Source organism: Gallicola sp. Sow4_E12, from assembly GCF_052116305.1.
Taxonomy (GTDB): Bacteria; Bacillota; Clostridia; order Tissierellales; family Peptoniphilaceae; genus JBQKLI01.
This window is the reverse complement of the sequence record NZ_JBQKLI010000016.1, coordinates 21,934-47,337: the sequence shown is the minus strand read 5'-3', so window position 1 is coordinate 47,337 and position 25,404 is coordinate 21,934. Positions and strand designations below refer to the sequence as shown.

At 37.9% G+C, this 25,404-nt stretch carries 24 protein-coding genes and 1 pseudogene; 19 read left to right on the top strand and 6 right to left on the bottom strand.

Features of this window, described 5'->3' with window-relative positions:
* Positions 1 to 167 precede the first annotated feature (167 nt).
* The gene (thiD, locus tag ACTQ46_RS08925; protein WP_441749124.1) at positions 168 to 938 is read left to right on the top strand and encodes a bifunctional hydroxymethylpyrimidine kinase/phosphomethylpyrimidine kinase; all 771 of its coding nucleotides are present in this window, start codon (positions 168 to 170) and stop codon (positions 936 to 938) included.
* Positions 939 to 1,267: 329 nt separating this feature from the next.
* Complete coding sequence (locus ACTQ46_RS08920; RefSeq protein WP_441749122.1) at positions 1,268 to 1,447, top strand: hypothetical protein; 180 nt, start codon at positions 1,268 to 1,270, stop codon at positions 1,445 to 1,447.
* 129 nt (positions 1,448 to 1,576) lie between these two features.
* Here the strand turns inward: ACTQ46_RS08920 and mnmA are convergent, their stop codons facing one another.
* The gene (gene mnmA, locus ACTQ46_RS08915) at positions 1,577 to 2,632 is read right to left on the bottom strand and encodes a tRNA 2-thiouridine(34) synthase MnmA (RefSeq protein WP_441749120.1); all 1,056 of its coding nucleotides are present in this window, start codon (positions 2,630 to 2,632) and stop codon (positions 1,577 to 1,579) included.
* Between the two features lie 319 nt (positions 2,633 to 2,951).
* Positions 2,952 to 3,551: pseudogene (prxU, locus tag ACTQ46_RS08910) on the bottom strand (thioredoxin-dependent peroxiredoxin); the annotation flags it as partial.
* 183 nt (positions 3,552 to 3,734) lie between these two features.
* Here prxU and thiW point away from each other — a divergent pair.
* The 3 genes from thiW (at position 3,735) to ACTQ46_RS08895 (ending at position 5,780) form a co-directional block, all read left to right on the top strand.
* Positions 3,735 to 4,238 carry an energy coupling factor transporter S component ThiW gene (gene thiW, locus ACTQ46_RS08905; protein ID WP_441749118.1) on the top strand — a complete coding sequence of 168 codons (504 nt, stop codon included), beginning with the start codon at positions 3,735 to 3,737 and terminating at the stop codon, positions 4,236 to 4,238.
* Positions 4,239 to 4,323: 85 nt separating this feature from the next.
* On the top strand, positions 4,324 to 4,950 hold the full coding sequence (locus ACTQ46_RS08900) for a carbonic anhydrase (RefSeq protein WP_441749116.1): 627 nt from the start codon (positions 4,324 to 4,326) through the stop codon (positions 4,948 to 4,950).
* A gap of 71 nt (positions 4,951 to 5,021) precedes the next feature.
* Positions 5,022 to 5,780 (top strand): SDR family oxidoreductase, encoded by a 759-nt coding sequence (locus tag ACTQ46_RS08895; RefSeq protein WP_441749115.1) that lies wholly within the window; start codon positions 5,022 to 5,024, stop codon positions 5,778 to 5,780.
* Positions 5,781 to 6,013: 233 nt separating this feature from the next.
* Here ACTQ46_RS08895 and ACTQ46_RS08890 read toward each other — a convergent pair whose 3' ends face one another.
* The gene (locus ACTQ46_RS08890) at positions 6,014 to 6,412 is read right to left on the bottom strand and encodes a universal stress protein (protein ID WP_441749113.1); all 399 of its coding nucleotides are present in this window, start codon (positions 6,410 to 6,412) and stop codon (positions 6,014 to 6,016) included.
* A 73-nt stretch (positions 6,413 to 6,485) separates the two neighbouring features.
* The gene (locus ACTQ46_RS08885) at positions 6,486 to 7,655 is read right to left on the bottom strand and encodes an amidohydrolase (RefSeq protein ID WP_441749111.1); all 1,170 of its coding nucleotides are present in this window, start codon (positions 7,653 to 7,655) and stop codon (positions 6,486 to 6,488) included.
* A gap of 156 nt (positions 7,656 to 7,811) precedes the next feature.
* Here ACTQ46_RS08885 and ACTQ46_RS08880 point away from each other — a divergent pair, with 156 nt between their 5' ends.
* The 8 genes from ACTQ46_RS08880 (at position 7,812) to ACTQ46_RS08845 (ending at position 14,944) form a co-directional block, all read left to right on the top strand.
* Entirely contained in the window at positions 7,812 to 8,489 is a 678-nt protein-coding gene (locus ACTQ46_RS08880) for a Crp/Fnr family transcriptional regulator (protein ID WP_441749109.1), read from the top strand.
* Positions 8,490 to 8,567: 78 nt separating this feature from the next.
* On the top strand, positions 8,568 to 9,290 hold the full coding sequence (locus ACTQ46_RS08875; RefSeq protein ID WP_441749107.1) for a DUF542 domain-containing protein: 723 nt from the start codon (positions 8,568 to 8,570) through the stop codon (positions 9,288 to 9,290).
* Complete coding sequence (locus ACTQ46_RS08870) at positions 9,268 to 10,458, top strand: MBL fold metallo-hydrolase (RefSeq protein WP_441749105.1); 1,191 nt, start codon at positions 9,268 to 9,270, stop codon at positions 10,456 to 10,458. The genes ACTQ46_RS08875 and ACTQ46_RS08870 overlap by 23 nt, the downstream gene beginning before the upstream one ends.
* Before the next feature lie 67 nt (positions 10,459 to 10,525).
* Complete coding sequence (locus ACTQ46_RS08865; protein ID WP_441749103.1) at positions 10,526 to 11,191, top strand: Crp/Fnr family transcriptional regulator; 666 nt, start codon at positions 10,526 to 10,528, stop codon at positions 11,189 to 11,191.
* Positions 11,184 to 11,765, top strand: coding sequence for a hypothetical protein (locus ACTQ46_RS08860; protein WP_441749101.1), 582 nt, complete (start codon positions 11,184 to 11,186; stop codon positions 11,763 to 11,765). Before ACTQ46_RS08865 ends, ACTQ46_RS08860 begins: the two co-directional genes overlap by 8 nt.
* Positions 11,758 to 12,315 carry a hemerythrin domain-containing protein gene (locus ACTQ46_RS08855; protein ID WP_441749099.1) on the top strand — a complete coding sequence of 186 codons (558 nt, stop codon included), beginning with the start codon at positions 11,758 to 11,760 and terminating at the stop codon, positions 12,313 to 12,315. Before ACTQ46_RS08860 ends, ACTQ46_RS08855 begins: the two co-directional genes overlap by 8 nt.
* Positions 12,316 to 12,604: 289 nt before the next feature.
* Positions 12,605 to 14,266, top strand: coding sequence for an amidohydrolase (locus ACTQ46_RS08850; protein ID WP_441749097.1), 1,662 nt, complete (start codon positions 12,605 to 12,607; stop codon positions 14,264 to 14,266).
* 90 nt (positions 14,267 to 14,356) lie between these two features.
* The gene (locus ACTQ46_RS08845; RefSeq protein WP_441749095.1) at positions 14,357 to 14,944 is read left to right on the top strand and encodes a uracil-DNA glycosylase family protein; all 588 of its coding nucleotides are present in this window, start codon (positions 14,357 to 14,359) and stop codon (positions 14,942 to 14,944) included.
* 1,037 nt (positions 14,945 to 15,981) lie between these two features.
* On the opposite strand, the gene ACTQ46_RS08840 is transcribed toward ACTQ46_RS08845, so the two are convergent.
* The gene (locus ACTQ46_RS08840; protein ID WP_441749093.1) at positions 15,982 to 17,340 is read right to left on the bottom strand and encodes an MATE family efflux transporter; all 1,359 of its coding nucleotides are present in this window, start codon (positions 17,338 to 17,340) and stop codon (positions 15,982 to 15,984) included.
* 534 nt (positions 17,341 to 17,874) lie between these two features.
* On the opposite strand from ACTQ46_RS08840, the gene ACTQ46_RS08835 reads away from it, so the two are divergent.
* Both ACTQ46_RS08835 and argF read left to right on the top strand, forming a co-directional pair.
* Entirely contained in the window at positions 17,875 to 18,507 is a 633-nt protein-coding gene (locus tag ACTQ46_RS08835) for a YsnF/AvaK domain-containing protein (RefSeq protein ID WP_441749092.1), read from the top strand.
* Positions 18,508 to 18,686: 179 nt separating this feature from the next.
* On the top strand, positions 18,687 to 19,679 hold the full coding sequence (gene argF, locus ACTQ46_RS08830) for an ornithine carbamoyltransferase (protein WP_441749090.1): 993 nt from the start codon (positions 18,687 to 18,689) through the stop codon (positions 19,677 to 19,679).
* A gap of 695 nt (positions 19,680 to 20,374) precedes the next feature.
* Here the strand turns inward: argF and ACTQ46_RS08825 are convergent.
* The gene (locus tag ACTQ46_RS08825; protein WP_441749088.1) at positions 20,375 to 21,664 is read right to left on the bottom strand and encodes an L-cysteine desulfidase family protein; all 1,290 of its coding nucleotides are present in this window, start codon (positions 21,662 to 21,664) and stop codon (positions 20,375 to 20,377) included.
* A gap of 108 nt (positions 21,665 to 21,772) precedes the next feature.
* On the opposite strand from ACTQ46_RS08825, the gene ACTQ46_RS08820 reads away from it, so the two are divergent.
* From ACTQ46_RS08820 to rlmH, 4 genes are all read left to right on the top strand, one after another.
* Complete coding sequence (locus ACTQ46_RS08820; protein ID WP_441749086.1) at positions 21,773 to 22,402, top strand: GntR family transcriptional regulator; 630 nt, start codon at positions 21,773 to 21,775, stop codon at positions 22,400 to 22,402.
* 183 nt (positions 22,403 to 22,585) lie between these two features.
* On the top strand, positions 22,586 to 23,833 hold the full coding sequence (locus ACTQ46_RS08815; RefSeq protein WP_441749084.1) for an O-antigen ligase family protein: 1,248 nt from the start codon (positions 22,586 to 22,588) through the stop codon (positions 23,831 to 23,833).
* A 135-nt stretch (positions 23,834 to 23,968) separates the two neighbouring features.
* Positions 23,969 to 24,766, top strand: a complete 798-nt coding sequence (locus ACTQ46_RS08810; RefSeq protein ID WP_441749082.1) for an MBL fold metallo-hydrolase — start codon at positions 23,969 to 23,971, stop codon at positions 24,764 to 24,766.
* 3 nt (positions 24,767 to 24,769) lie between these two features.
* Positions 24,770 to 25,246, top strand: coding sequence for a 23S rRNA (pseudouridine(1915)-N(3))-methyltransferase RlmH (gene rlmH / locus ACTQ46_RS08805; protein ID WP_441749080.1), 477 nt, complete (start codon positions 24,770 to 24,772; stop codon positions 25,244 to 25,246).
* The last annotated feature ends 158 nt before the right edge of the window (positions 25,247 to 25,404 follow it).

The window sequence follows — 25,404 nt, the reverse complement described above, 5'->3', positions numbered from 1 at the left end:
ATTTACTTAAACTAAATGGCAGACCAAGAAAATGCATAGAATTCAAAACACCTAAGGAAGTCCTTTTTAGTAGCTCACATTAGGTGTTGCATTTGAATTGACAATTCATCTGCAGAAAAAGATTTATTTAAGAAGAAAATCGTGATAGAGGAGCAAAGGAGAGTTTTATGAAAAAAGTTTTGACAATAGCAGGAAGCGACTCCAGCGGAGGAGCAGGTATTCAAGCAGATCTAAAAACGATGACCGTACACGGCGTGTTCGGGATGAGCGCTATTACAGCATTAACGGCGCAAAACACAGTTGGTGTACAGGGGATATTCAATAGTACACCGGAATTTTTAAAGCAGCAGCTGGACTCGGTGTTTTCAGATATTTTTCCCGATAGTGTTAAGATTGGTATGGTTTCAGGAGCGGAGCTTATCCAGACGATTATCCAGTCTTTAAAAGAATGGAAAGCAGAGAATATCGTAGTAGATCCTGTGATGGTTGCTACAAGCGGCGGAGTTTTGCTGGAAGAAGAGGGACTGGAAAATTTGAAAGAACTTTGTAAAATCGCGTCATTGGTTACTCCAAATATTCCAGAAGCAGAGGCTTTATCCGACATTTCCATACAGGGTAAAGAAGATATGGAAAAAGCAGGCTTAACACTAAGCCGGGACCTGAATACAGCAGTTTTGGTAAAAGGGGGACATGGAACAAATGATGCAAATGATCTTTTAGCCTATGGTGGGAAACTCCAATGGTTTAAGGGACAAAGAATCGAGAATGAAAACACCCATGGAACTGGCTGTACTTTATCTTCGGCTATAGCGAGCAACTTGGCTCTTGCATATTCTTTAGAAGAAAGTATTCAAAGGGCAAAAGATTATTTGTCTAAAATATTAGCAGATGATTTAAATTTAGGAAAAGGACGAGGTCCTCTAAATCATATGGCATAGATACCCTGAAAAAAAGAGGAGAGTAAGAGAGGGTGGAAAAGGGGAAGACCACCATCTTTTCTTCCTTGTGATTCAAGCGAAGTCAATTTGATAGTGAAAGAATAGAAAAATTGCAGCAGCTTTTTTCGACCTATCTAAATGGGGAAATTTATTGTAGAATCTTTTATATGAGGTCGTCGAAAAGAATTACATGGATATTTTAGAATGAATATTCATATTTACGGAAAGGAATCAATATGGAAAAGTTTTTGGAATTTATCGAAGAGGATTTTAATCAAAAACGATTTACCTCCTGTTTAGCTTGAGATCCTGGGAAGGTCTACGAGGTCTTGTGGACAGTAGAACAGGAATGGGAAGCCGAAGAAGTCCCGGAATTAAAAAAATATCTAAAAGATGTGAATAACCAGGTTATTGAACTATGGGATGGAACACGGGCAAAGATCTGGGAAGCCTATGTAGAAGAAGGGGAAAAAAAGGTTCTTCATCTCACTTATGAAATGCTTATCTAGTCGGGTAAAAAAGATAGGGGTTAGGGAGTAGTGGTTAGGGATTAGTGATTGGTGATTAGTGGTTTGGGATGGTGGAGAATGGGAAAAGCCCATTCTCTTCTTACCTTAATCCCAACTGTCTAGCTCCTTCTAAAAGTCCTTACTAGATACAATGGTTCCTCCGCCTAAGAGATAGTTATCTACATAAAATACTGCAGACTGGCCGGGGGTGATGCCTCGTAAGGGTTCTTCTAGAAGGACAGTTACTTCATCCGTTCCTGTTTTTTTTATGGTTCCATAAGTTCCTTTATGGTTGTAGCGGATTCTTACAAGAACTCTCATCTCTTCTGTTAGGTCTTCAATGGCAAGAAAATTAAGATCCTTCACAAGAATTCCGTTATGAAGGCCTTCTTCGTCTTTGCCGATGACGACTTCGTTGGTTTGAGGACGAATTTCAAGAACATAGGCTGGATATCCTAAAGCAAGACCCAGTCCTTTTCTTTGACCGATTGTATAGTGGATGATCCCTTTGTGTTCGCCGAGAATATTACCCTTTGTATCTACAAAATTTCCTTTCGGAGGAATATCAGTGCGTTCTTTTATAAAAGCACCATAATCTCCATCTGGAATAAAGCAGATGTCTTGGCTTTCCGGCTTGTTGGAAACAGATAGTCCGATTTCTTCAGCGATTTCACGAATGCGGGGTTTTTCATAAGCCCCTAGGGGAAGCACAATCCGCTCGATTTCATCTTGTTCCAACTGATAAAGCACATAAGACTGATCTTTTTCCGGATGGTCTGCACATTCGATGGTAAGTCTGCCGTTGGGAAGGTTCAATACATTTCCGTAATGGCCGGTGGCAACGTATTTTGCACCTTTTTCATCGGCGTAGCGGAAAAGTTTTTTCCATTTCATTGAACGGTTGCATTCTACGCAAGGGTTTGGAGTACGGCCTGCTTTATATTCGCTGATAAAATAATCTATGACATTTTTATGGAAGTCCTTTTGAACATCTATCGTTTCATAAGGAACACCTAATTGTTCGGCTACGGCAGCTCCATCTTTAACAGCTATTGCTTCTTTTTCAGGATCGTCATTGCACATAGTCATATGAACGCCTAAAACATCGTAATCTTTTTGAAGAAGATAAGCGGATACAGATGAATCAACACCGCCGGACATACCGAGTATGACTTTTTCTTTCATTGTTAGCTCCTTTCATTTTGCTACAAGAATTATAACATAGTAAACTGATAGATTAAAGGGGGTAAAAAATAGGGAGTAGAAAGTAGAAAATAGGTTATAGGGGTTGAGAATTTTTGAGCCTTTGGCTCCAAAGTTGAGGATCTGAGTATAAATGAAGTTTTTTGAACTTCTATAGTCCGCTGATGGGAACGACTTTTTCAGCTAAAACAATTTTCTATAGTTTAAGCTTTAGAAATTATTTTTTTGTAAAAATGAGTTGGTTGTTCAAAAGAGATTCGGTTGAAATTAAAAAAGCACCCCTGAGGGATGCTTTTGAGTTTTATTTATTTTCTTTGATCTCTTTCCATACATTTCCTACTAGGTCTTCGCTAGGAGTTAATGTTTTTTTGCCTGTATCCCATCCTGCAGGCATAGCTTGAGTACCGTTAGACTTGCGTACTTCTTGAGCAGCTTTAATTTGTCTAATAAGTTCATCAATGCTTCTTCCTACTGGAGGAGTTAATACTTCTGCAGTTTGAACAATTCCGTCCGGGTCGATAATAAAGCTTCCGCGGATACAAGTGCCGCTGTCGTCGTCATAGACTAAATATTCTTTAGAAACTTCACCTTTTTGATCGGATGCCATTGGATAAGGAACGTCTTTGTCTAAAAGCTCTACTAATTCTTTATCATTCCACATTTTGTGAACGAAAACACTGTCCACACTTACAGAAATAACTTCTGTATCTAATTCCTGGAATTCATCATATCTATCAGCAACTGCTGAGACTTCAGTAGTTCAGACAAAGGTGAAATCGCCAGGATAGAAGAATAATAAGGTCCATTTTCCTTTGTTTTCAGAAAGTGTAACATCCTTGAATTTACCTTGATGATATGCAGGTAATGTGAAATCCGGAGCTACTTTACCGATTTTTACCATTTTTATTCGCCTCCTGTTAAGTTTAACTATTTATTACCATGATAAATGCAATCAATCCAAAGTTAGAATTATTACATTAGTAAATACATCTTAGCACTACTTGCAAAAATTTGCAACTCGCTTGTATTATATATACACCACTTAATAGACTTATAAACATTTTTAATAAAAAAGGAGATTATTATGAATCAAAATACAAAAAAACTCGCTTTGTCGGGAATATTTATTGCCATAGCTGTAGTGTTTTCAGCCTTTTCTATACCGGTTGGAGTAGCGAAGGTGTTTCCAGTACAGCATTTGATCAACATCGTTGGAGGAGTTTTACTAGGACCTTTTTACGCTTTAGCGATAGCTTTTGGCACTTCATTAATACGGATACTGATAGGAACAGGAAGTTTATTAGCTTTTCCAGGGAGTATTTTTGGAGCGTTTTTAAGCGGATATTTATATAAATATCATAGGAGACTGCTCACTGCTTTTCTAGGGGAAGTCCTTGGCACGGGGATTATCGGGGCAGTTTGTTCCTATCCAATCGCGCTTTTCATAATGGGGAATAAAGAAGCGGCATTATTCGGCTTTGTCATTCCTTTTATATCCAGTTCTCTAGCAGGAGCTGTTATTGGGATGGTGCTATTAAAAACAATTTTATGGAAGGGACAAATAAAACTAGATAGCGGGACTTTTTAAAGGTATAATAAAAATATTAAAATGAATCGAAAGACGGGAGCCTTCTCGTCTTTTTCTTTTATAGGAATTTAAGGAGGAGTGAGAAATGGATCGATTATTAAGCGGAATCAAAAAATTTCGTTTGGAAGTTTTAGAAGAACAGGAAGATTTTTATGAAAGTTTAAGAAGAGAGCAGCATCCCCACACCCTGTTTATTACCTGCTCTGATTCTAGAATTTTGCCAAGCAGAATCACAGGAACAAACCCGGGGGAGTTGTTTGTCGTTCGAAATGTAGCAAATATTGTTCCTCCTTATCGAGTAACAGATGAGTATGTTGCTACTACATCAGCCATAGAATATGCAGTAAAAGCTCTTAAAGTAAAGCATATTATCATATGCGGACATTCCAACTGCGGCGGCTGTTCTGCAAGTCTTCACCAGACTGCAGAAAAAATGGACCTTCCCCATACACAAAGATGGCTTGAGTTATTAGATGAAGTAAGAGAAAAAGTTGTGGCTTTAGAAAAAGAACCTTTAATTCAAGAAGTAATGATGGAAGAGGCAAATATTTTAGCCCAGCTTGAAAATCTAAGAACCTTTCCTGAAATCAAAGAGAGAGAAGAAAGAGGCGAGATCGATATTCACGGCTGGTATTATGATATCGGGACAGGAGAGGTGTTGGAATATATAGAAGATCTCGGGAAATTTACTGTCATTAATGAAATTGAGTAGATAAGGGTTTTCCAGTTAAATTCCGAAAGAAAGGGTATATATATTATAAATATATATCAAAGGAGGACGTTATGAAACTGGAAAACAAAGTTGTGCTTTTAACCGGAGCAAGTTCGGGAATCGGTTACGCTATTGGAAAAGCCTTTGCAAAAGAAGGAGCTGTAGTCTATGCGATGGCGCGCAGGATGGAAAAGTTGGAAGGTCTAAAAGAAGATTCTAAAGATCTTCCAGGTGAAATTATTCCTGTGGCAGGAGATGTTGTGAAAGAAGAAGACATCGACAATGCGGTAGAAAAAGCCTTGGAAGAACAGGGGAAAATTGATGTTTTAGTAAATAATGCGGGAGTTTTAGACGAGTACAAATCTGCTGAAACGATTACAGACGAGATTTGGAATAAGGTTATGGATATCAATGCCGGCGGAATTATGAGAATGTCAAGAAAAGTGCTTCCATCCATGCTAGAGAAAAAAGCTGGTGTAATACTTAATACTGCATCGGTAGGAGGCCTTCATGGAATGAGGGGCGGTCTTGCCTACGTTGCTTCGAAACATGCTGTTGTGGGAATGACAAAAAACATCGGTTATTCTTATGCAGATGAAGGAATCCGCTGTATAGCCGTAGCACCGGGAAGTGTATCGACAGAGATCGGCAGCTCAGTAAAAGATCCGGATGAAAGAATGCTTAACAAACTTATGGCAGGCGTTCAGATATTTCCAAAAGTAGGAACACCGGATCAACTGGCAGAAGTGTATGTTTTCTTAGCTTCGGATGAAGCGTCTTTTATAAACGGAACAACAATAGTAGTCGATGGCGGCTGGACAGCTTATTAAAGAAGAGATAGACGAGATGCCTGCGGCACTTAGGCGGCTCACCAAAGGCGGCCAGGCTATCGAAAAAGACAGAAAAAACCTTGTTTTGTAGAAAACAAGGTTTTTTCTATGGAGAATGTCTTTAATTAAAAAATCTTTATATCCTATGTAGAAAAATGAATGTATTCTTCATTTTCCACCACAAACTCCCCTCTCTCACTCTTTCACACTTCACACTTTCTTTTTTAGGCTTTTTACTCCGGTACAATGGTTACAATATGTTTTGCATGCTGAACTACATAAGTAGTTACGGAGCCGATGATTCGGGTCCAGTCTTTTTTGGTGGATTTTGTCATGATAATCTGATCTATCTGAGCTTCTTCTGCGTATTTTAAGATTTCTTTGGCGGGAGCGCCGTAACGGACTTCTGTATGATAATTGTATTCTCGAAGTTTCTGCTTTGCAGGAGCAAGAATTTCTTCCGGAATCGGTTTTCTTTTTCCGTGCTGTTCAGCGTAGCGGACTTCGTCTTGTTTATCCATTACAGTAATGACATAGAAACTCGCTTCGTGAGGACCTAGTATCGTTATGGCCCAGTCTAGTGAATGGAGACTTCTCTCGCTTCCATCGACAGGTATTAATATTCTTTTCATTCTGTTCACCTCATTATATTATTTATAAAAATTAATTGCTTAATACTGATTATACCCATAAAGTTTAAAACAATTATTCTATATTTATTTTATCTCGGAACATTTCATGGTTGCTGATAGCAAGGGGAACATTCGCTAAAAACTCCACAGCAATTTTAAGAGCGCTGTCTTTCATATTATAAATAGGGGAATGCCAAGGTTCGCTGCCTTCTACCCCTACAAAAACGAAGAATCCCGGGATCTGTTCTTGATAGAAGGAGAAATCTTCTCCACCAGAGCTTGGTTTTGCTTCTACCGGTTTATATCCGAGCTCTAGGGTGAGATCTTCTAGAGGTTTTCGGAACGACGGATCGTTATCTACAACAGGATGCAGTCCTTCCCAGTGGAAATCCGCATAGCCGTCATTTGCTTCTGCAATCCCGTAGGAGTATTTTTTCATCATCAGAGGAATGATTTTTCGAGAGCCCTTCTGAAACGTACGAACGGTTCCCTCGATGGTCGCGTGATCTGGAATAATATTCCAGGTGCTGCCCCCTTCGATATGAGTCACACTGATCGCTGCGTTATCAAAAAGGTTAATCCGTCTTGCAATAATAGACTGGATATTTGTTACATATTCTGCAGCGATAATAATCGGGTCGATAGTTTTATGGGGTACTCCTGCATGACCTCCCCGGCCGTGAAATATAACTTCGAAACGATCTACTCCCGCCATAAGACCTCCGGATTTAATACCGATGGTTCCCAAGGGAAGTGTTGGGATATTATGAAAACCGAAGATCGCATCCACACCATCCAAGGCTCCTTTTTCACAGACATATTTCGCTCCAGTAGCAACTTCTTCCGCAGGCTGGAAAAGAAGACGCACAGTACCTTTAATAAGATCTCTGTTTTTTAGAAGCAGTGCTCCTGCGCCTAGAAGGGCTGTGGTATGCATATCGTGTCCGCAGGCATGCATAACACCGTCAACAGAGGAGCGGTAAGGGGAGACATTGTCTTCCTGCATTGGAAGAGCGTCGATATCAGCTCGAAGAGCGATTACTGGACCTGGATGTTCCCCTACAATATCGAAAACAGCTCCTGTCTCCAGATCTAAATTTACAGGTGGAAGTCCTAATCTTTCGAACCATCCAATGATCTCTTCTGTTGTTTTGAACTCATGATAAGAGAGCTCTGGAAATTTATGCAGATGATGGCGAAATTCTATTAAACGTTTTTCGAAATCCTTCTCAACTTTAATCATAATTTGATTCTCCTTATTACATTCTTTCTTTATAGATACCCATTACATGCTATTTCTATTTTAGAAAAGCTTTATATAAAAATATTATATAAGTATTATGTTGCTTAAACTTAAGAGAAAAGGGCATATAATAGATAAGAATGAAGAGGTGAAAATATGAGCAGTCAATGTTGCGAACATCAAACTTGTGTAAAAAACGTACCGATATTTAGGAACTTAAAAGAGAAAGAAGTTCATAAAATAAGCAGGTTAATCGAACAAAGAAATTTTTCGTCTCAAGAGGTCATATTTCATGAAGGAGATCCAGTCGGTAGAATGCTTATTTTAAGGAAAGGAAGAGTAAAGCTTGTACGCTTCGGAGAAGATGGAAGCGAATATCTGTTAGACATTCTTCTACCAGGAGATATCTGCGGAGGCGATCAGCTTTTTAGCCAGTCAAAATATACAGAAACAGGGATTGCCTTAGAGGAGGTTGAAACATGTACCATTCAGGCAGAGTCGTTAAAAAAGGAAATCATAGACAATCCTCAGATGGCCTTTGATATTATGGAATATTTAAATGACAAGATGACGGATTATCGAGATACGTTGAAAATCGTAGGAACAAAGGATGCTCTTCAAAGAATTATTCTCTTTTTATTGGACAGAAACAGGAGACTGGGCAGTCCGGAAATTAAAATGACTCAGGAAGAAATCGGTAATGCAATTTACCTGACGAAAGAAACGGTCAATCGAAAACTTTCGGAGCTTCAGAAAAGAGGCTGGATTGATATCTACGGTAAAAAGAAAATAAGGATACTCGATGAATTTTCTATGAGAAATTACGAAAGTTGATCTAGATCATATTTTTATGTAACATTTGCCCTTATAATAAGATCATCAAATAAAACATTAAAACTCTTGGAGGGTATTATGAATAATCTAGATAGACAATTAAAGGATTTAGTAGCGGAAAATACAATATTAGTAGACTTTTTTAATGACGAAGGAATAGATTACTGCTGCGGAGGCGCCGATACTTTAGGCAAAGCCCTCGAAGATAAAAAGAAAGAGACGAAACCTTTCTTAGAAAGAATGGATGTATTTATAGAAAAAGCGAAAGAAGAACGAAAAGAAAAAGGCGAACTGAATGTTTACGATATGAAAATAGATGAACTGATTGATCATCTTGAAATAACACATCACGTAGAAGAAAGAGCCTATTTAAAACAAGTCGATGAAGATTTAAATAAAATTCTGATTGTTCACTTTGAACATCATGGAGAATTATTATTAAAGCTCCACAGCCTGTTTGCCGACTTAAAGAAAGAATTAGAAGAACATTTCGTAAAAGAGGAAAAAATCACTTTTCCAATGATCTTAAAGGATTATAAAGACGGAAATATTACGAAGGAAACCCTTAAGAAAGTTGAAGAATTAGAAGAAGATCATGAAGGAGCCGGTGCGGTAATTAAAGAGATGATCGACCTTACAGATCATTTTGAAGTGCCGGAAGATGCATGCTTCACTTACAACAGAACCTTCGAAACACTTCATACTTTAGTAGAAGATGTATTTATCCATATCTTTAAAGAAAACTCCATCTTATTCGAAAAATTAAAAGGAGAAGCTAATGAAAAAACAAGTCAAGAATAATATATATTGGGTTGGGAAAATAGACTGGGAATTAAGAGAGTTTCACGGAGCGGATTATTCGATCCATAACGGTTCCAGCCAGAATGCTTATTTAGTTCAGGAAGAAAAAACATTTTTAGTGGATACTGTTTGGGAACCCCATAAAAACGAATTTCTAGACAATTTAAAAAAAGAAATCGACTTAAAAGACTTGGATTTTATCGTAATCAACCACGGGGAAGTGGATCACAGCGGGGCTCTTCCTGCCTTATTAGAAGAAGTACCGGGTCTTCCCATCTATTGTACTCAGGCAGCGGTGAAATCCTTGACTGGAATGTATCATCATCCAGAATGGAACTATAATGTAGTAAAAACGGGAGACAGTATTGATATCGGAAACGGGAAAAGCCTTGTTTTCGTAGAAATGAAAATGCTCCACTGGCCAGACAGTATGGCGACGTTTATGACGGGAGACAATGTTCTCTTTTCAAACGATGCTTTCGGACAGCATTATGCAGTGGAAGAGTTGTTTAACGACAAAGCAGATCAATGCAGTATGGATGAAGAAGCTTTAAAATATTATGCAAATATTTTAACTCCCTATTCCAGCTTTGCAAAAAGAAAATTAAAAGAAATCGGCGATTTGAATCTTACCTTTGATATTATCGCCCCGTCCCATGGAGCGATTTGGAGAGACAATCCAACTCAGATTATCGAAAAATATATTGCTTGGGCAGATGCTTATAAAGAAGATCAAATTACTGTTATCTACGACACTATGTGGGATGGAACAAAGAAATTGGCTCATAAACTAGCCAAAGAAATCCGAGAAAAATCTCCGGATACTGTTGTTAAAGTCTATAATATTTCACTTTATGACAAAAATGATATTATCACAGAAGTCTTTAAATCCAAGGCGATTGCAGTGGGATCTCCCACAGTAGGAAATGCATTATTATCCTCTGTATCAGGATGGCTTGCATTCCTTCATGAAATGAAGTTTAAAGATAAAAAAGCCGGTGTATTCGGATGCTACGGATGGAGCGGTGAAGGAAACAAGAAGTTAAGAGAGATATTAACAAATTCTGGTTTTGAAGTAGTGGATGAGGAAGTGAAATCCCTTTATAATCCTACAGACGAGATCGATGTCCAAATTGAAGCCTTGGCAGAAAGTTTAGTAAAAGCATAGGGATAGTAACATCAGTTACAGTTATTTCGATAAATCATATGGTAATCTACTCTGGAAGGAGGAGAATATGGAATATATAGATAAAAGTCCTCTTTTCAAAAATTTAGAAAAAGAAGAAATCGAAGTACAATTAGCTGCTGTAGGAGCCGTAAAAAAATTCTATGAAAAAGATTCGTATTTATTTGTCCAAGAAGATTATCCGGAAAAATTATATGTTTTAGTAGAAGGCTCCGTAGCAGTTTCTAATATCGAAGAGGACGGAAAAAGAACGATTGTTAATATTTTTAAAGAAAGCGGCACCGTTTTTGGGGAAGTCTATGTGTTTATGGAAAATCGGATGTATGATTATTCCTGTGTAGCATTAAAAGATTCTGTTGTTTTAGAAATACCGAAAGAAGAGTTTCTGGATTACAAAAATTGGGATGAACCTTTCGTAAAAGTGATGATACGAAATATGATCAATGTATTAAGCCAAAAGGCTTTTTATCTGAATACAAAAAATCTTATTCTATCAGAATTGACACTAAGACAAAAACTAATGCGGTTTTTCCAGCAGAACGAGCAGAATGGAAAAGTAATATTAAAATATAATCGAGAAGAATTAGCGGACTATTTAGGAACAACCAGACCTTCCGTGTCCAGAGAGATTAATAAAATGAAAAAAGAAGGTCTTATCGATGTTAGGGGCAAGATCGTATATTTATTGAAAAAGGGAGAAGATAGAGATGAGTAAGTTTTTAGCGCCGATTCATTTTTGGCTGTACAAGAAGATCGAAATACAAGAAGAAATCATCAAAACATTATTAGAAAAAAGCGGAGCGGATAAAGAAACTTTTTATAAAGAAAGAGGTTCCCTTCCAGAAGGATCTTTAGAAGATCATATCGATACGGGAAATATCCACGGATGGCTTCAAGGTCAAATTGAAGAATCGGAGAAAAGACTTGCAAAGGCTGTTTCTCTTGCGAAAGAAAAAGGGATCTCGACTGAAGAATTAGAAGAAATCTTCTATAAGGGCGGAGCCGGCATGGAAAGATCTTCTTCGCCAGAAGAAGTTTATCAAAAAGTAAACGACTCTTGTTTAGACGGAATGCCCTGCGACCGTGTCAATGCAGTAGTAGAAAACTCAGCCGACAGCATCCAGTGGGAGAGAACAAGTGATCTTCACGGAGGATTTTTCGAAGAAGAAGGGTTAGACCGGGAACTTTATTATCAGCTTAGAGATGCCTATATCACAGGCTTAGCTGGAGAAGGATTAGAATATTCCCGTAAGGACAATCAGTATACTGTAAGGAGAAAAAATGTATAGCATAGATCAATTAGAGTTGGAACATGAGAATATCAATCGTGTAAATGATGTCATTCAAGCTATTTCCTTAAAGATCCTTCACGGAGAAGAAGTACCTGTAGAAGATTTAAGAAAAATGGTGGAGTTTATCCGGGACTATGGAGATGCATATCACCATGGAAAAGAAGAAGAAATTCTTTTCAGCTATATGCTTGAACATTTAGGACCTGTTGCAGAAAAATTAGTACGAAGCGGAATGTATGTTGAACATGATCAAGGCCGTGCCCTTGTCCTAGACTTGGAAGCTGCCTTAAATGAATACGAAACAAATCCTACAGAAGAAGGCAAACTTGAGATCATGACAAATGCTTTAGGATACAGAAGACAGCTTCGCTCCCATATCGATAAAGAAAACGACGTAGTCTATCCCTTCGCTGTGAAAAATCTGCCAGCGGAAGTGCTTGAAAAGGTAGAAGAAGAAACAAGAGTTTTCAATGATAAAAATACAGAAGTACGAGAAAAATACACAGCTCTTTTAGAAGAGCTTGAAAAGAAATACGACTTAAAGTAAATCTCAAATCTAGAGAAGAGAACAGTATAAATGCTGGGCTCTTCTTTTTTTGAGAAAAATAGGATTATATTAAGCGTGAAGTGTGAAAGAGGGGAGCTGAAGAAGAAACAAGAGACGTGTTTCTTGTTATAGTCTAAGTATTGTAAGTTTTAAAGAGTTAATAAATTCGATAGTATGATTTATATAAAGAAGTAAAGATCAGCTTTTCAACATCCACTCCTTCTTTCTCTATCACATTCGCACTATGTTTTCTTGGGTATATATAATTAGCGAGAAAATGGAGGTAATTATGTATTATAGTAATGGAAAATTTCTTTTAAATAAAAATATAGATTCCATGAAAGTGGACGATGGAAAGATAATATGGACAGGAAGGAAAGAGGAGATTCCCGAAGGGGAAGAATGTGTAGATCTTAAAGGAAAAACGGTTCTTCCGGCCTTTGTAGAAACTCATATCCATCCGACGATTTTAACGGAGCTTGTAGGAAAGCTTTCTATTATGGCTCCAGAAGTCAATAGTATTGAGGAGATGATCGAGAAACTTCGAGAAATAGACGCAGCAAATCCGGAAGCTTCTACTATTGAAGGATGGGGATACGACGAAACAAAATTTGAAGAAGGAAGATCTCCAACGAGATATGATCTGGACAAGGTCAGTACAGAAAAGTCGGTTCGGATTCAGCGGTCGGACCTTCACAACTGCGTTGTAAATTCTTTAGCTTTGGAATTTGCAGGAATTGACAAAGATTATCCAGATCCTGCAGGTGGCATTATCCATCGGGATGAACAGGGAGCGCCGACAGGACTTTTGTCGGAAAAGGCGGCCTTTTTGCCGGGAGAAATCTTCGCTATAAAATCGGAAGAAGAAAAGATCAGAAAAATGGTAGCCACATCTCTAGAGCTTGCAAAATACGGAATTGGATCTGTATCGGAAACCCTTGGCATTATCGATGAAGAGGGAGATATGATGGATCTATATTTGAAATCCATGGAAAAAGGATTCTTGCAGGACGTGGCTGTATATTATCTATGGAACGACACCGTATCTTCTTTATCTCAAGAAGAAATTGATAAAAGAAAAGAAGGCTATACCGCTTCCACTGGCGCCAAGGTGAAACTCAGCGGTTTAAAATACTTTCTCGACGGAACCATCAGCAACGGTTCAGCAGGCATGACAAAAGAGTTTCCGAAGATCGAAGACAGTCTCTATGTAAAACGAGACGGAAATACCCCTTCGGAAGAAGACAAGAACAGGGAGCTTACAAAAGGCCTTATGACAGGGAACAAAGAAGAACTGCGGGAGATTATGAAGTTCGCAAAAGAAAAAGGACTTCAAGTAAAAACCCATGCTATGGGGGATCATTCTGCAGATATTATTATCGAACTAGCTGAAGAGTTGGGGAACTGGATCGAAGGAGCGCCGAGTATTCGGATTGAACACGGGACAACCCTTCGAGACGATCAAATCAAAAAAATCCACGAACTGGGAATCGGAGTCTCGGGACAAAGTATCTTCTTCTATGCAGAATACGAGCCCTATTCAAAATATCTCGATGAAGAAAGATTTCTTCAGATCAACAGATTAAAAAGCCTCTATGACCCAGAGGGAATAAAATATCCCTATGTAGCGCTAAGCAACGATGCTCCTTCAACTTACCACCCAGAGCCGGCCAACCCATGGCTGGGAATCGAACCTACCGTAACCAGACGTTCCTTAACAGAAAAAGCAGATATCAATCAAAAAGAAAAACTAAGCTTAAAAGATGCTCTTATTCTTTATACTATCAATGGAGCCATGATCAATGATATGAAGAATATCGGAAAACTTCAAGAAGGATATTCTGCGGACTTTATGCTGCTAGAGGAAGACTTAGAAACACTCCCGGAAGAAGAGCTTCATAAGATACTGCCCAGTGAGGTTTATATAAGAGGTAAAAAAGTAAGGTTTTAGAGAAAGAAGGGCAAATTTTTCTTTGAATAAGGCTGATATCCTCTGATTCAAAGGGAAGAGGTTTATCTTAGAGTGAAAGAAAGGGAGACTATGATAGAAAGAATAAAAAAAGAAATCATAGAAGATACAGAGAATAAAAAATATACCGATAAGGATATTATGCCTTTGTTTGTTGCGGATAAAGAATCGAGAATTTTAATCGTCGGGCAGGCTCCGGGAGTAAAGGCACAGGAATCTATGACAGCTTTTAATGATAAAAGCGGCGAAAAGCTTTTAGAATGGCTGGGGATAAGCGAAAAGGAGTTTCGAAATCCTGAAAACTTTGCGATACTTCCCATGGATTTCTATTATCCGGGAAAAGGAAAAAGCGGCGATAATAAGCCCCGCAAAGACTTTGCAAAGAAATGGCATCCCTTATTTTTAAAAGAAATGGATAAGATAGAACTTGTTTTATTAGTCGGAAAATATGCCATAGATTTTTATCTAAAAGAAGAAAAAGAGAAGAATCTCACGGAAACAGTACGAAATTATAAAAACTATCTGCCAAAATACTTTCCCCTTGTCCATCCTTCTCCCCTTAATTTTAGATGGCATAAAAAAAACCCTTGGTTTGAAGAAGAAGTTGTGCCGGAATTAAGGGAGGTTGTAGCGGGGATATTAAGGAAAGAAAATCGTTAATGGGATTTATTGAAGAATAAAAGATAAAAAACGAGCCGCTGCGAATGCAGGTAAGCTCGTTTTTATTTGAATTATTCGTATTGTACTACTGTGTATTGTTCTGGATCCATACCTGGAAAAGCCTAATTAATGGAATGCTGTTATGGGGCTATCCGTAATTATATTTGCATTAGGTTTTACTCAAATGGAGAATAGGTTATATTATCTACTTATTACAATCTCCTTAATCGGGTTTGGGCTTTCTAGTTCAAAGGCATTAATTGAAACGAGAAATAACAACCGGTAAAGGAAATGGACCGTTTAAAGGAATAAGGTGTATGAAACATTTTGTGTATCGGCTTTCCAGAACAGGGTAAGGCCGATATTTTTTTGCACAGCCTTAGCTAGATGTAGTCCACTGGGTGTTGGATAGTCAAGACCCAGTGGACTCTTTTGCGGTTATATCAGGAATACTATATCAGAATATTCAAGTTAATCGAGACAGGGTTACATAAATACTTCTAGCATGGTCTTGTGACGTAAAGACTTTCTAGGGATATTATTTCCGTGGCTAGCTGCAGAAACAATGTTCGCTTCTTTCATATATTTAAAATCTGTTTTCTTAGGAAGGTCAGCTCAAAATAATCCATTTGAATTTTTCTTTAATCTCTTTGACTCGGACTTCTTCTACATTGCGTCAGATAGAGATTGAGTGTATTATAAAGGGCTTTTTCTTTTTTGAAAAGTGTCTATTTTGATTTTATTATCTAAATAAACATCAAAAAAACTGCCAGTTCAAAGCCTTCTCCAAACCGCCAGTCCTTTCATACTAAATGAATAGAATTAAATTTATTTTTAACAAAGGATCTCTTAGAAACAGGCAAGAGTATATTTAGATAAACAAATGAAACACGCTCCTGTTTCTACATTCCCTAACCCCTACAACCTATAACCTATTTCTTATCTTTATCCTATCTTTTCCCTAGCCGCCGTAAGGCGTGCCGCCTGGGTGCCGTAGGCATCCCGCCTAAAGCCTACAGCTTAGAGCCTATCTTTCCCTAATTCTCCTTCAATAATAGAATTTTATTCGTATAGATTTTCTTATAAAGATAATAGCCATAAGCCAGTGCAAAAATTTCTGCTATGGGATAAGAAAGCCAGATGCTTTCTAAACTAATATAGCTTAAAAGTTTTGCTAAAGGAAGGATTACAATCATTTGCCTTAAGATCGACATTTGTAGACTGTATATTCCATAGCCTAAAGCTTGGAAGAAGGTGGAGTACATAATACCAAGGGCGGCTGGTATAAAACAAAGTGAAGTGATCTGAAGCATAGGGACACCGATTTGGATCATCTCTGGGGTGCTGTTAAAAATCTGCAGCAGTTCTTCGGGAAAGAGCAGAAAAATGGCTGTTCCGATTCCCATCATAAGAGCGGCAATCTTAAAGCCGTAGTTCATAGATTCATCGATTCTTGTTTTCTTCTTTGCGCCGTAGTTATAGGCTATAAGGGGCAGAACTCCCTGAGTCAAGCCGAAAACCGGCAGGAAGATAAAGCTTTGAAGCTTATAATAGATTCCCAGCACGGAAACGGCGATTTCTGAAATAGGAATGAGTATGTAGTTAAAGCCCATATTCAGCAAGGCGCCGATAGACTGCATAATAATCGAAGGCAGTCCTACTTTATAGATTTCTTTTATAATGTCCCAATCAAAGGAATAGTGTTTTTTCGTGATTTTAAGTTCTCCGTCATAGATGAGAAGATAATGAATACAGATATAAGCTCCTACAAACTGACCGATCAAAGTGGCCACAGCAGCACCTGTAACGCCCATAGCAGGAATACCGAAAAAACCGAAGATAAAAATCGGGTCTAGAACGATATTTAAAAGAGAACCGATAAGCTGAGAAAGCATGGGCACAAACATCCTGCCTGTGCTTTGTATCGTTTTTTCTTGAGAGATCTGCACAATAGAACCGATGGAAAAAATAGAAATAAGGCGGCTGTATTGTACTCCCATGGCGTACACTTCTGGATCATTTGTAAAGGTAGAAAAAAGGCTTTCTACTCCGAAAAGCCCAAAAAGCATAAAGACGAAAGAAGTCGCGATAGCTAAAAGAAGACCGTGGCTTGCTACATTCGATGCTTTTTCTTCTTCTCTTTGGCCAAGAAGTCTTGCAGCGTAAGAATTAATGCCGACTCCTGTTCCTACGCCAAAAGCGATAAGGACTAACTGTATCGGGTAGCTTAAAGAGACAGCACGCAGCGCTTTTTCGCTGATTTGGGCAACAAAATAACTGTCTACCACATTGTATAAACTTGAAATAAACATGGAAAAAATCACCGGCGATGACATCCTTAAAAGCAAAGGAAGGACAGGTTCAAATCCCATTCTGTTTTCATTAGCTTTTTTCATAGCAACCTCCATAAACTATTGTAACAGAAGGATAAGAATAATGGATGATTTTTATATCGAGATCTGTCTCAAGACATATCATAAAATTCGATTAAGTCATATATTATTATAATGTTTTAATATTAATACAAAATTAGTCCTGTTTGAATATTTATTTTCTGTTTGGGTATAGATAAGACAGGTAAAAATTCCCGACCTTATTATGGCTTTTTATCTAAATTAAATTAGGAGGAAATTATAAAACGAGTATATGGTAAATATGCATCTGCAACAGAAGCAAGAAGAGCAGTAGAGGAACTGTTAGAGAGAGGCTACACAAAAGATCAGATTAAAGTTATTTCCAACGAAGACCTAAGCAGCAATTTAGATGCAAGACATGACGGCGATGCCGACAATGATTTAAGCCTTTGGGAAAAAATAAAAGGCGCCTTCACTTATGATCAATATAGCGACGATTATTGGGACAGAGATATAGCAGATGACGACAGAAGAGTAGTAGAGGAATATAGAAACGATCTTCAAGCTGGACAAAGTGTGGTCTTGGTTGAGGATGATGCGGATACGACTGTCGCAGGCAGAAACGCAGCTTATACCGACAAAGATAATCTAGCAGGAACAGCTTACGAAAGAGATACTGATTTAGATGATAGAAATAGACTACGTGATGATTATGATCGAGAGCGCAATACTACAGAAGAAGAAGTATTAGAGCTTAAAAAAGAAAAATTAAATATAGATAAAGATAGAGTCGAAACTGGGGAAGTCAATGTTAGAAAAGTTGTAAAGGAAGAAACTCAAAACATTGAAGTTCCAGTGGAAAAAGAAGAAATTATCATCGAAAGACGCCGCGGAGATGGAAAAGAAGTACGAGATGGAGATCTAGGAGATGGCGTTTGGGATGAAAATGATGAAATTCATATTCCTATCAGTGAAGAACGCGTAGAAGTAAATAAAAAAACAGTCGTTGATGACGAAATATCCATCAAAAAAGTAAAGCATCAAGATACAGAAAATATTACGGAAACAGTACGCCATGAAGATATTGAAGTAGATGGGGATGCTGATATTCGCGGAAATGTAGATGGAAACATTAGAAGAGATGATGACGATCTATTGACTGATGATGAGAGAAAACGTTTAGATCTCGATAATGATTTGAAAAGATAATTTATAGTTAATATGCAAGAAAGCACACATTAGAGTGTGCTTTCTTTTTATAAAAAGACATTTACTTGCTTTTAAATTATGAAATTTTTACCATAAAACTTTATTGCAATTAAGATCCTTTTTACTTTATAATGAACTTACGAATACTACATATATACAGAATTCTAAGGAGGCAGTTAATGTTTAATTTGAAAGGAAGAGATTTTTTAACATTAAAAGACTTTACATCAGAAGAGATAGAATACTTGTTAAATCTGTCCGCTGATTTAAAAGCGAAAAAACGTGCAGGTAACAAAGGGGATTTATTAGAAGGAAAAAGCATTGTTCTGCTTTTTGAAAAAGCATCTACAAGAACAAGAACTGCTTTCGAAGTAGCTTGTTTTGATGAAGGAGGCCAAGTTACATTCTTAGGCTCAAAAGACAGCCAGTTTGGAAAAAAAGAGTCTGTGGAAGATACGGCTAAAGTGTTAGCCCGTTTCTATGACGGAATCGAATTTAGAGGATTCTCCCATGAGAGGGTAGAAGAATTGGCAGAGCATTCTAATGTGCCTGTGTGGAATGGATTGACTGATCTTTACCATCCAACACAAATATTAGCTGACTTCTTAACTGTAAAAGAACATGTGGCAAAACCTTTGAGAGATGTGAAATTCTGCTATATCGGAGACGGCAGAAATAATATGGCAAACTCTTTAATGATCGGAGCTGCAAAGGTAGGAATGGAAATCCATATTATTGCGCCAAAATCCTTATGGCCTGGAAAAGAGCTTGTAGAAGAGATGAGAGAAGTCTGCAAGGAAACAGGCGGAAAAATTGAGATCACAGAAGACATCAACGCTGTAAAAGGAGCCGATGTGCTTTATACAGATGTTTGGGTTTCTATGGGAGAAGAAGATCAGTTTAAAGAAAGAATCGATCTTTTAAAAGACTATCAAGTAAATATGGAAATGATCAAAAAATGCGAAAACGATAAAGTCGTATTTTTGCACTGCCTTCCAAGCTTCCACGATTTAAATACAGAAATCGGAAAACAAATCCATGAAGAGTACGGACTGGAAGAAATGGAAGTAACAGATGAAGTCTTCAGAAGCCCTCACTCTAAAGTGTTCGACCAAGCAGAAAATAGAATGCATACGATAAAAGCTGTAATGGTTGCGACGATAGGGAGATAGAGGCTTTAGGCGGGATTGCTGCGCAATCCAGGCAGGATGCCTATGGCACCTAGGCTTTAGGCAGGACTGCTTTGCGGCCTAGAGGAAAGAGAGAAGAGATAGGGAATAGGTTATAGGTTGTAGGGGTTAGGGAAGGTAGAAACAGGAGCGTGTTTCTTTTCTTTTTTAACTTAAGTACTCATGCCAACGGCATGAGTACTTTTTTAAAAAAGAGTGTAGCAGCATGTAAGAAATAGTCTGAATTTCGGAATGTATTGTAATAAAAAAGGAAAGTGATGTTATTCACTTTCCTTCTTTTAGTTATCAGAGAGGGTGATTATGAAATTTGAAAGACTTTAACTTTCTTATAAACTCTCCGCTGCCATTTCCTAGGTCGCAAAGGGATCCTGCCTGGGTCCCGAAGGGAGCCCGCCTGAGTTCCCCAGGAATCTCGCCAAGGTTCCGCGGGAATCCTGCCTGTTTGCAACGCAATGCCGCCTTTTTGTATTAGAAAATGATGGCTCATACTTTTTGCAGGGTATTTTTTAGTTATCAGAGAGGGAGATTCTTAAAATTGGAAGATTTGACACTATTTTATAAACTATCCGCTGATATTTCCTAGGTCGCGTAGCGATCCTGCCTGGGTCCCGAAGGGAGCCTGCCTGAGTTCCCCAGGAATCTCGCCTAGGTTCCGTAGGAATCCTGCCTTCTCTTTATCAATGTTTTGAAAGCATAATATTCAAAATCTCCACATCCGTTGTTCTCATGCCCAACTTTGCCATTTGTCCTATATTTTTTATGGTTTCGTCAGCGCTTTCTCCGACGATTCCTTCGCCGGAAGAAAAGGAAACGCCTTTGTCCGCCATTTGAACTGCAGAGATGGCATTTTCTACAGCCAAGGAGATTTTAGAGGCGCAGGAGGGTTTTGCTCCGTCGCATACCATGCCTCCTGTAGTGGCAACGGTGTTGATAATAATTTTCTCGATTTTTTCTTTTGTAAATCCTAAAAGATAGCCGATACCGGCGCCGCTTGCGGCAGCTGCTGTTACCACACCGCAGAAAGCGGAAAGTTTACCAATATATCTTTTTTGATAAATACTGATCAGATTTGATAATATAAGTGCTCGATACAGATCTTCTTTTTCTTTTTTTAATTCCTTGGCATAAACGATAACAGGAATCGATACGGTCATTCCCTGATTGCCGGAGCCAGAGTTTATCATGACCGGCTTGCTGCAGCCGCCCATTCTGGCGTCGCTTCCTGCAGCAGTCATAGCTCTTGCTTTTATTTTCAAAACATTTTCGTCGTTGTATTCTAAAAGAGTTTTCCCGATGGATGAACCGTATTCTTTAGCGAGGCCTTCTTCAGCGATGGCTGTATTGTATTCAATCTGCATATCAAGAAGAGTTGTCAACTCTTTGTTTTCATTTAAATCAACGGTATCTGCAAATTCTAAGATAGATCCAATGGATAAAATTTCCAAATCCGAATCAGTCGAATTCTTTTCTCCTTCATTTTCAGGGGGAGCCAATAGATATTCTCCGTCTTTTTGAATAGAATAAAAAGAGCTGTGGTCATCTTTTAATTCTACGATGGCTTGATCTTTGTCTTTGACAAGATTTGCCACGATATAAAGACCTTCAATTCCTTCTACAAACTGAACTTTGATTTTGTTTTCGAAGATAAGTTTCTTTGCTTCTAGGATCATTTCATGGGTAATGTTTTCTAGAACCTTAAGTCCTTTAGAAGAATCGCCGCCTAGTATTCCTAAAGAAGCTGCGATTTCAATGCCGTGCAGGCCTTCTGCATTTGGTACGATAACAGATTTTGCGTTTTTTATAATATTGCCGCTGCAGAGAATAGTAGCTTTTTCAGGAAGCTCCCCTAGAACTTCTCTGGCTTTTGCTGCGGCTAATGCAATGGCGATAGGCTCTGTACAGCCTAAGGCAGGCATTACTTCTTGAAGAAGGATATTTTTCATTTGATATTGGGTGATTTTATCCATAGGAACCTCCTGTGATATAATAGATAAAAGATTTAAACTGATAAGACTACTAATGATATTACTGATCATATCAGCAAAAGCTTTAATTGTCAACGAAAAGAGGAAAAAATGGCAGAGAAAAATTTAAGAATTAAAGTGTATGAAAATATTAAAAAAGACCTTATTCGGGGTAAATATAATATATATGACCGTATCAATGAAAAGGAGCTTATGGCAAAATACGAAGTAAGCAAAGCACCTATTCGAGATGCCTTGATTGAGTTGTGCAATGAAGGGGTTTTAAAGAGCGTTCCGAGATACGGCTATACCATTGTTCAATATTCCGATGAATATTTAAAAAGTATTATCCAATTTAGGGAAGTTGTGGAAATTGAATATCTAAAAAAATACTGGGATCGGATTCAATTGGAAGATATTCAGAATTTGGAAGAACTTCACCATTCAACAACGTCGGATGTCGATAAATCCCAAATCGAAAATTATTGGAAAGCCAATCAAGATTTCCATCTTAAGCTGGCGTCTTTTTATCATGATGAATTCTTTTACGAGACTTTAAAAACAGCTATGACAAAGCAGATGATTATTTTTGCCCAGTTTTATTGGAATCATTGGGATAAATCGGTTTTTAATCTATACAGCCATCAGCATGACAGCTTAATAGAGTTATTGAAAAATGGAGATAAAGAGAAGGCCGAAAAGGAATTAAAAAGAGATATTCAAAGTTTTATGCAGCTCTAAGGAAAACCTGCTTTTGCATCAATGCTGTTTAAGAGGGAAATAATCTGGTGTAAAATATGAAGAAATATGAAGATAATGTGAACTTTTTATTTCAATTGCATGAAGAATTGTGTATAATATAATATTGTACTATTAATATTGCCATCTATTCAAAGGAACATAAAACTTGAGCGAGGACAGATTATGTTAGAGCGGTTTAAAAATTATGATATGGATGAAAAACTGATTATCATTACCTGTATTGCAATGTATCTGCCTTTTTATATAGGTTTTGCATTTTTGGCTTTTAATCTATTCTATTATATATATACAAATCAAATAGGAAAAATAGTAAAGGAAATAGCCCGCACAAAGTTTCTTTTTGTGTTTATCGTCTATTCCATCGTTGTGTCTGTTATTCACCAAAATAGCTATGGACTTATGGCAAGTATTGGGATTTTGATCTTTTGTATGTTTTTCTTGTTTTACCGAAACAAATTAACAAAGACTTTATTTAAAGATTCGATTCGAGTGATCGTTATTATGACGGGTCTTACTTTTATAGCGACAATAGCAAAATATGGAATTCTATTTCTGCAAAACGATATGTCTTTAATGGCATTGGCGGAGTATTCTGCAGAAAATAGAGAGATTTCAAACTATTTTAATTCTAATTATTATGCCATGGTCTGCGAGATGATGATTATCGTAACAGGCTATTTGGCTCACAAATCTAAGAAAAAGATTCATAGAGTTCTGTATATCTGTTTAACGATATTAGCATTCGGGGCGCTTATTTTAACAGGATCCAGGTCGGGACTTGCAACAGCTGTGCTGTTATTGGTTTTAATGAATTTAAAACTGACAAAAACAAAGATCGGCTGGATCGAAGTGGGGATTGCCCTTTTTATCGGGATTAATATCATCGGAGAAACAGGACTGTTTCCTCGTTTTGGAACGATGGAGCATGCAGTAGGTCTTAGAGAAAAAATCTGGAGAGAAGCGCTTCATATTATTGACCAGAACTGGCTTACAGGGGTTGGCCCTTTAGGGATACACAGTGAAGTGCACAGCATCGGTTCTCGGGTGGTTCATCACAGCCATAATATTATTTTAGACGGGCTTGTAAATTTCGGAGTAATGGGAATAGCGTTGATTTTTCCTTTTGCGAAGAGAATACGAGATGAGGTTCATCATGCAAAAAAATCTCCTTATTATACTGTAATCTTGTTTTTAACAGCGGTTATTATTATCCACGGTATGGTGGATGTGACGATATTCTGGCACCAGACAGCTTTTATCTATTTTGTTTTTGCAATATCCATGGGAAAGCTGTACCCGATGGAAGAAAAAGCAGATGCGAGGGTTTTGAGCCGGAATAATATTCCTGTGGTGGTGAAAAGCTGCAAGGGAAAAGTTGTTTACAGTGAAGAAGAAAAGAGCAAGTTATAAACTAAAGATTTAAAAGCATCGTCGGGTACGGTGCTTTTTTTATAGAGAATTCATTATACTGCTTTTAACTAGGTTAAAAAGGGTATACAATAAAACTACGACATTAAAATATGTTTCTATATTAGGGAGGGAAAAATGAGTTTACGTTTTTGTTCGCTTTCCAGCGGTTCCAGCGGGAACTGTATTTATGTTGAGAGCGACCGGTCAAAAATTTTAATCGATGCAGGCTTCAGCGGCAAGCAGGTGGAGAAGCTGCTTGATTCCATCGATGTGGATCCTTCTGAACTGGATGCGATACTCGTAACTCATGAACATTCAGACCATATTAAAGGTGTGGGGGTCTTGAGCAGACGTTATCGTATCCCTGTCATAGCAAATGAAGGCACATGGTGTGCCATGACAAATAAAATAGGCAAGATTGATGAAGATAATATTCTAATCTTTAAAAACGATCTGTATTTCGGTCTTAGGGATTTAGACATACTTCCGGTTACCACCTCTCACGACAGTGCAGAAGCCTGCGGATATATCATTCAAAAAGGGGAGAAAAAGATCAGTCTCCTTACAGATACAGGTCTTTATAATACAGAGATGATGGACTCGATACGAGGATCGGATATCTTTTTTGTGGAATCCAATCACGATATCGCCATGCTTAAAAATGGAATATATCCTTATCGGCTTAAGCAAAGAATCCTTTCGTCAAAAGGCCATCTTTCCAATGATGACTGTGGAAGGCTTTTAGGAGATGTGCTTCAGGGAAGTGGAGAGAAAGTTTTTTTAGCACACTTGAGCAGCGAAAACAATTCTCCAAGAGTTGCATTTAATACGGTAAACAATTATCTTTTGTCTTTAGGGCTGGATACAGAAAGAGATATCGATATGACCGTGGCCAATCGGTCTTATGCCAGCGGGATTATTGAATTGGAGTAGAAGATGAATAATAAGATTATTACAGTAGGAAACTTGAAAGAAAAATATCTTGTTGAAGCCCAGAAAGAATATGGAAAGAGGCTTTCAGGCTACGGAAAGATAGAAATTATAGAGATAAAAGAGGAGAATCTGGGACAGAATCCTTCAGAAAAAGAAATCGAGCAGGCTTTAGAAAAAGAGAGCCGAAAGATTCTGGAAAAGATCGATAAAGATTTTTGCATCGTACTAGCCGTAGAAGGGAAACAGTTTGCCAGCGAGGCTTTGGCAAAATTTGTAAAAGAAAAAGAAGTAGACGGCTACGGAGGGTTCTCTTTTATTATCGGATCTTCCCATGGACTTCATCCAGACGTAAAAGAAAGAGGCGATTTAAATCTTTCTTTTTCAAAGATGACACTGCCTCATCAGCTGATGCGGATCGTTTTATTAGAACAGATCTATCGTGTTTGTAAAATCAACAATAACGAGAACTATCATAAATAATTTAGAGAGCTTGGAAAAAATATGGAGAGCTCTAGAAAAGAAGGGTGGACGATCATTTCTAACCAAGAACGGAAATTCACCGTCATTAGGAAATGAGTGGCATGAGCTAGACCTAACTAGCGTTTTCTATTAAAAGGTAAAAGGCTTGAAGATTTTCT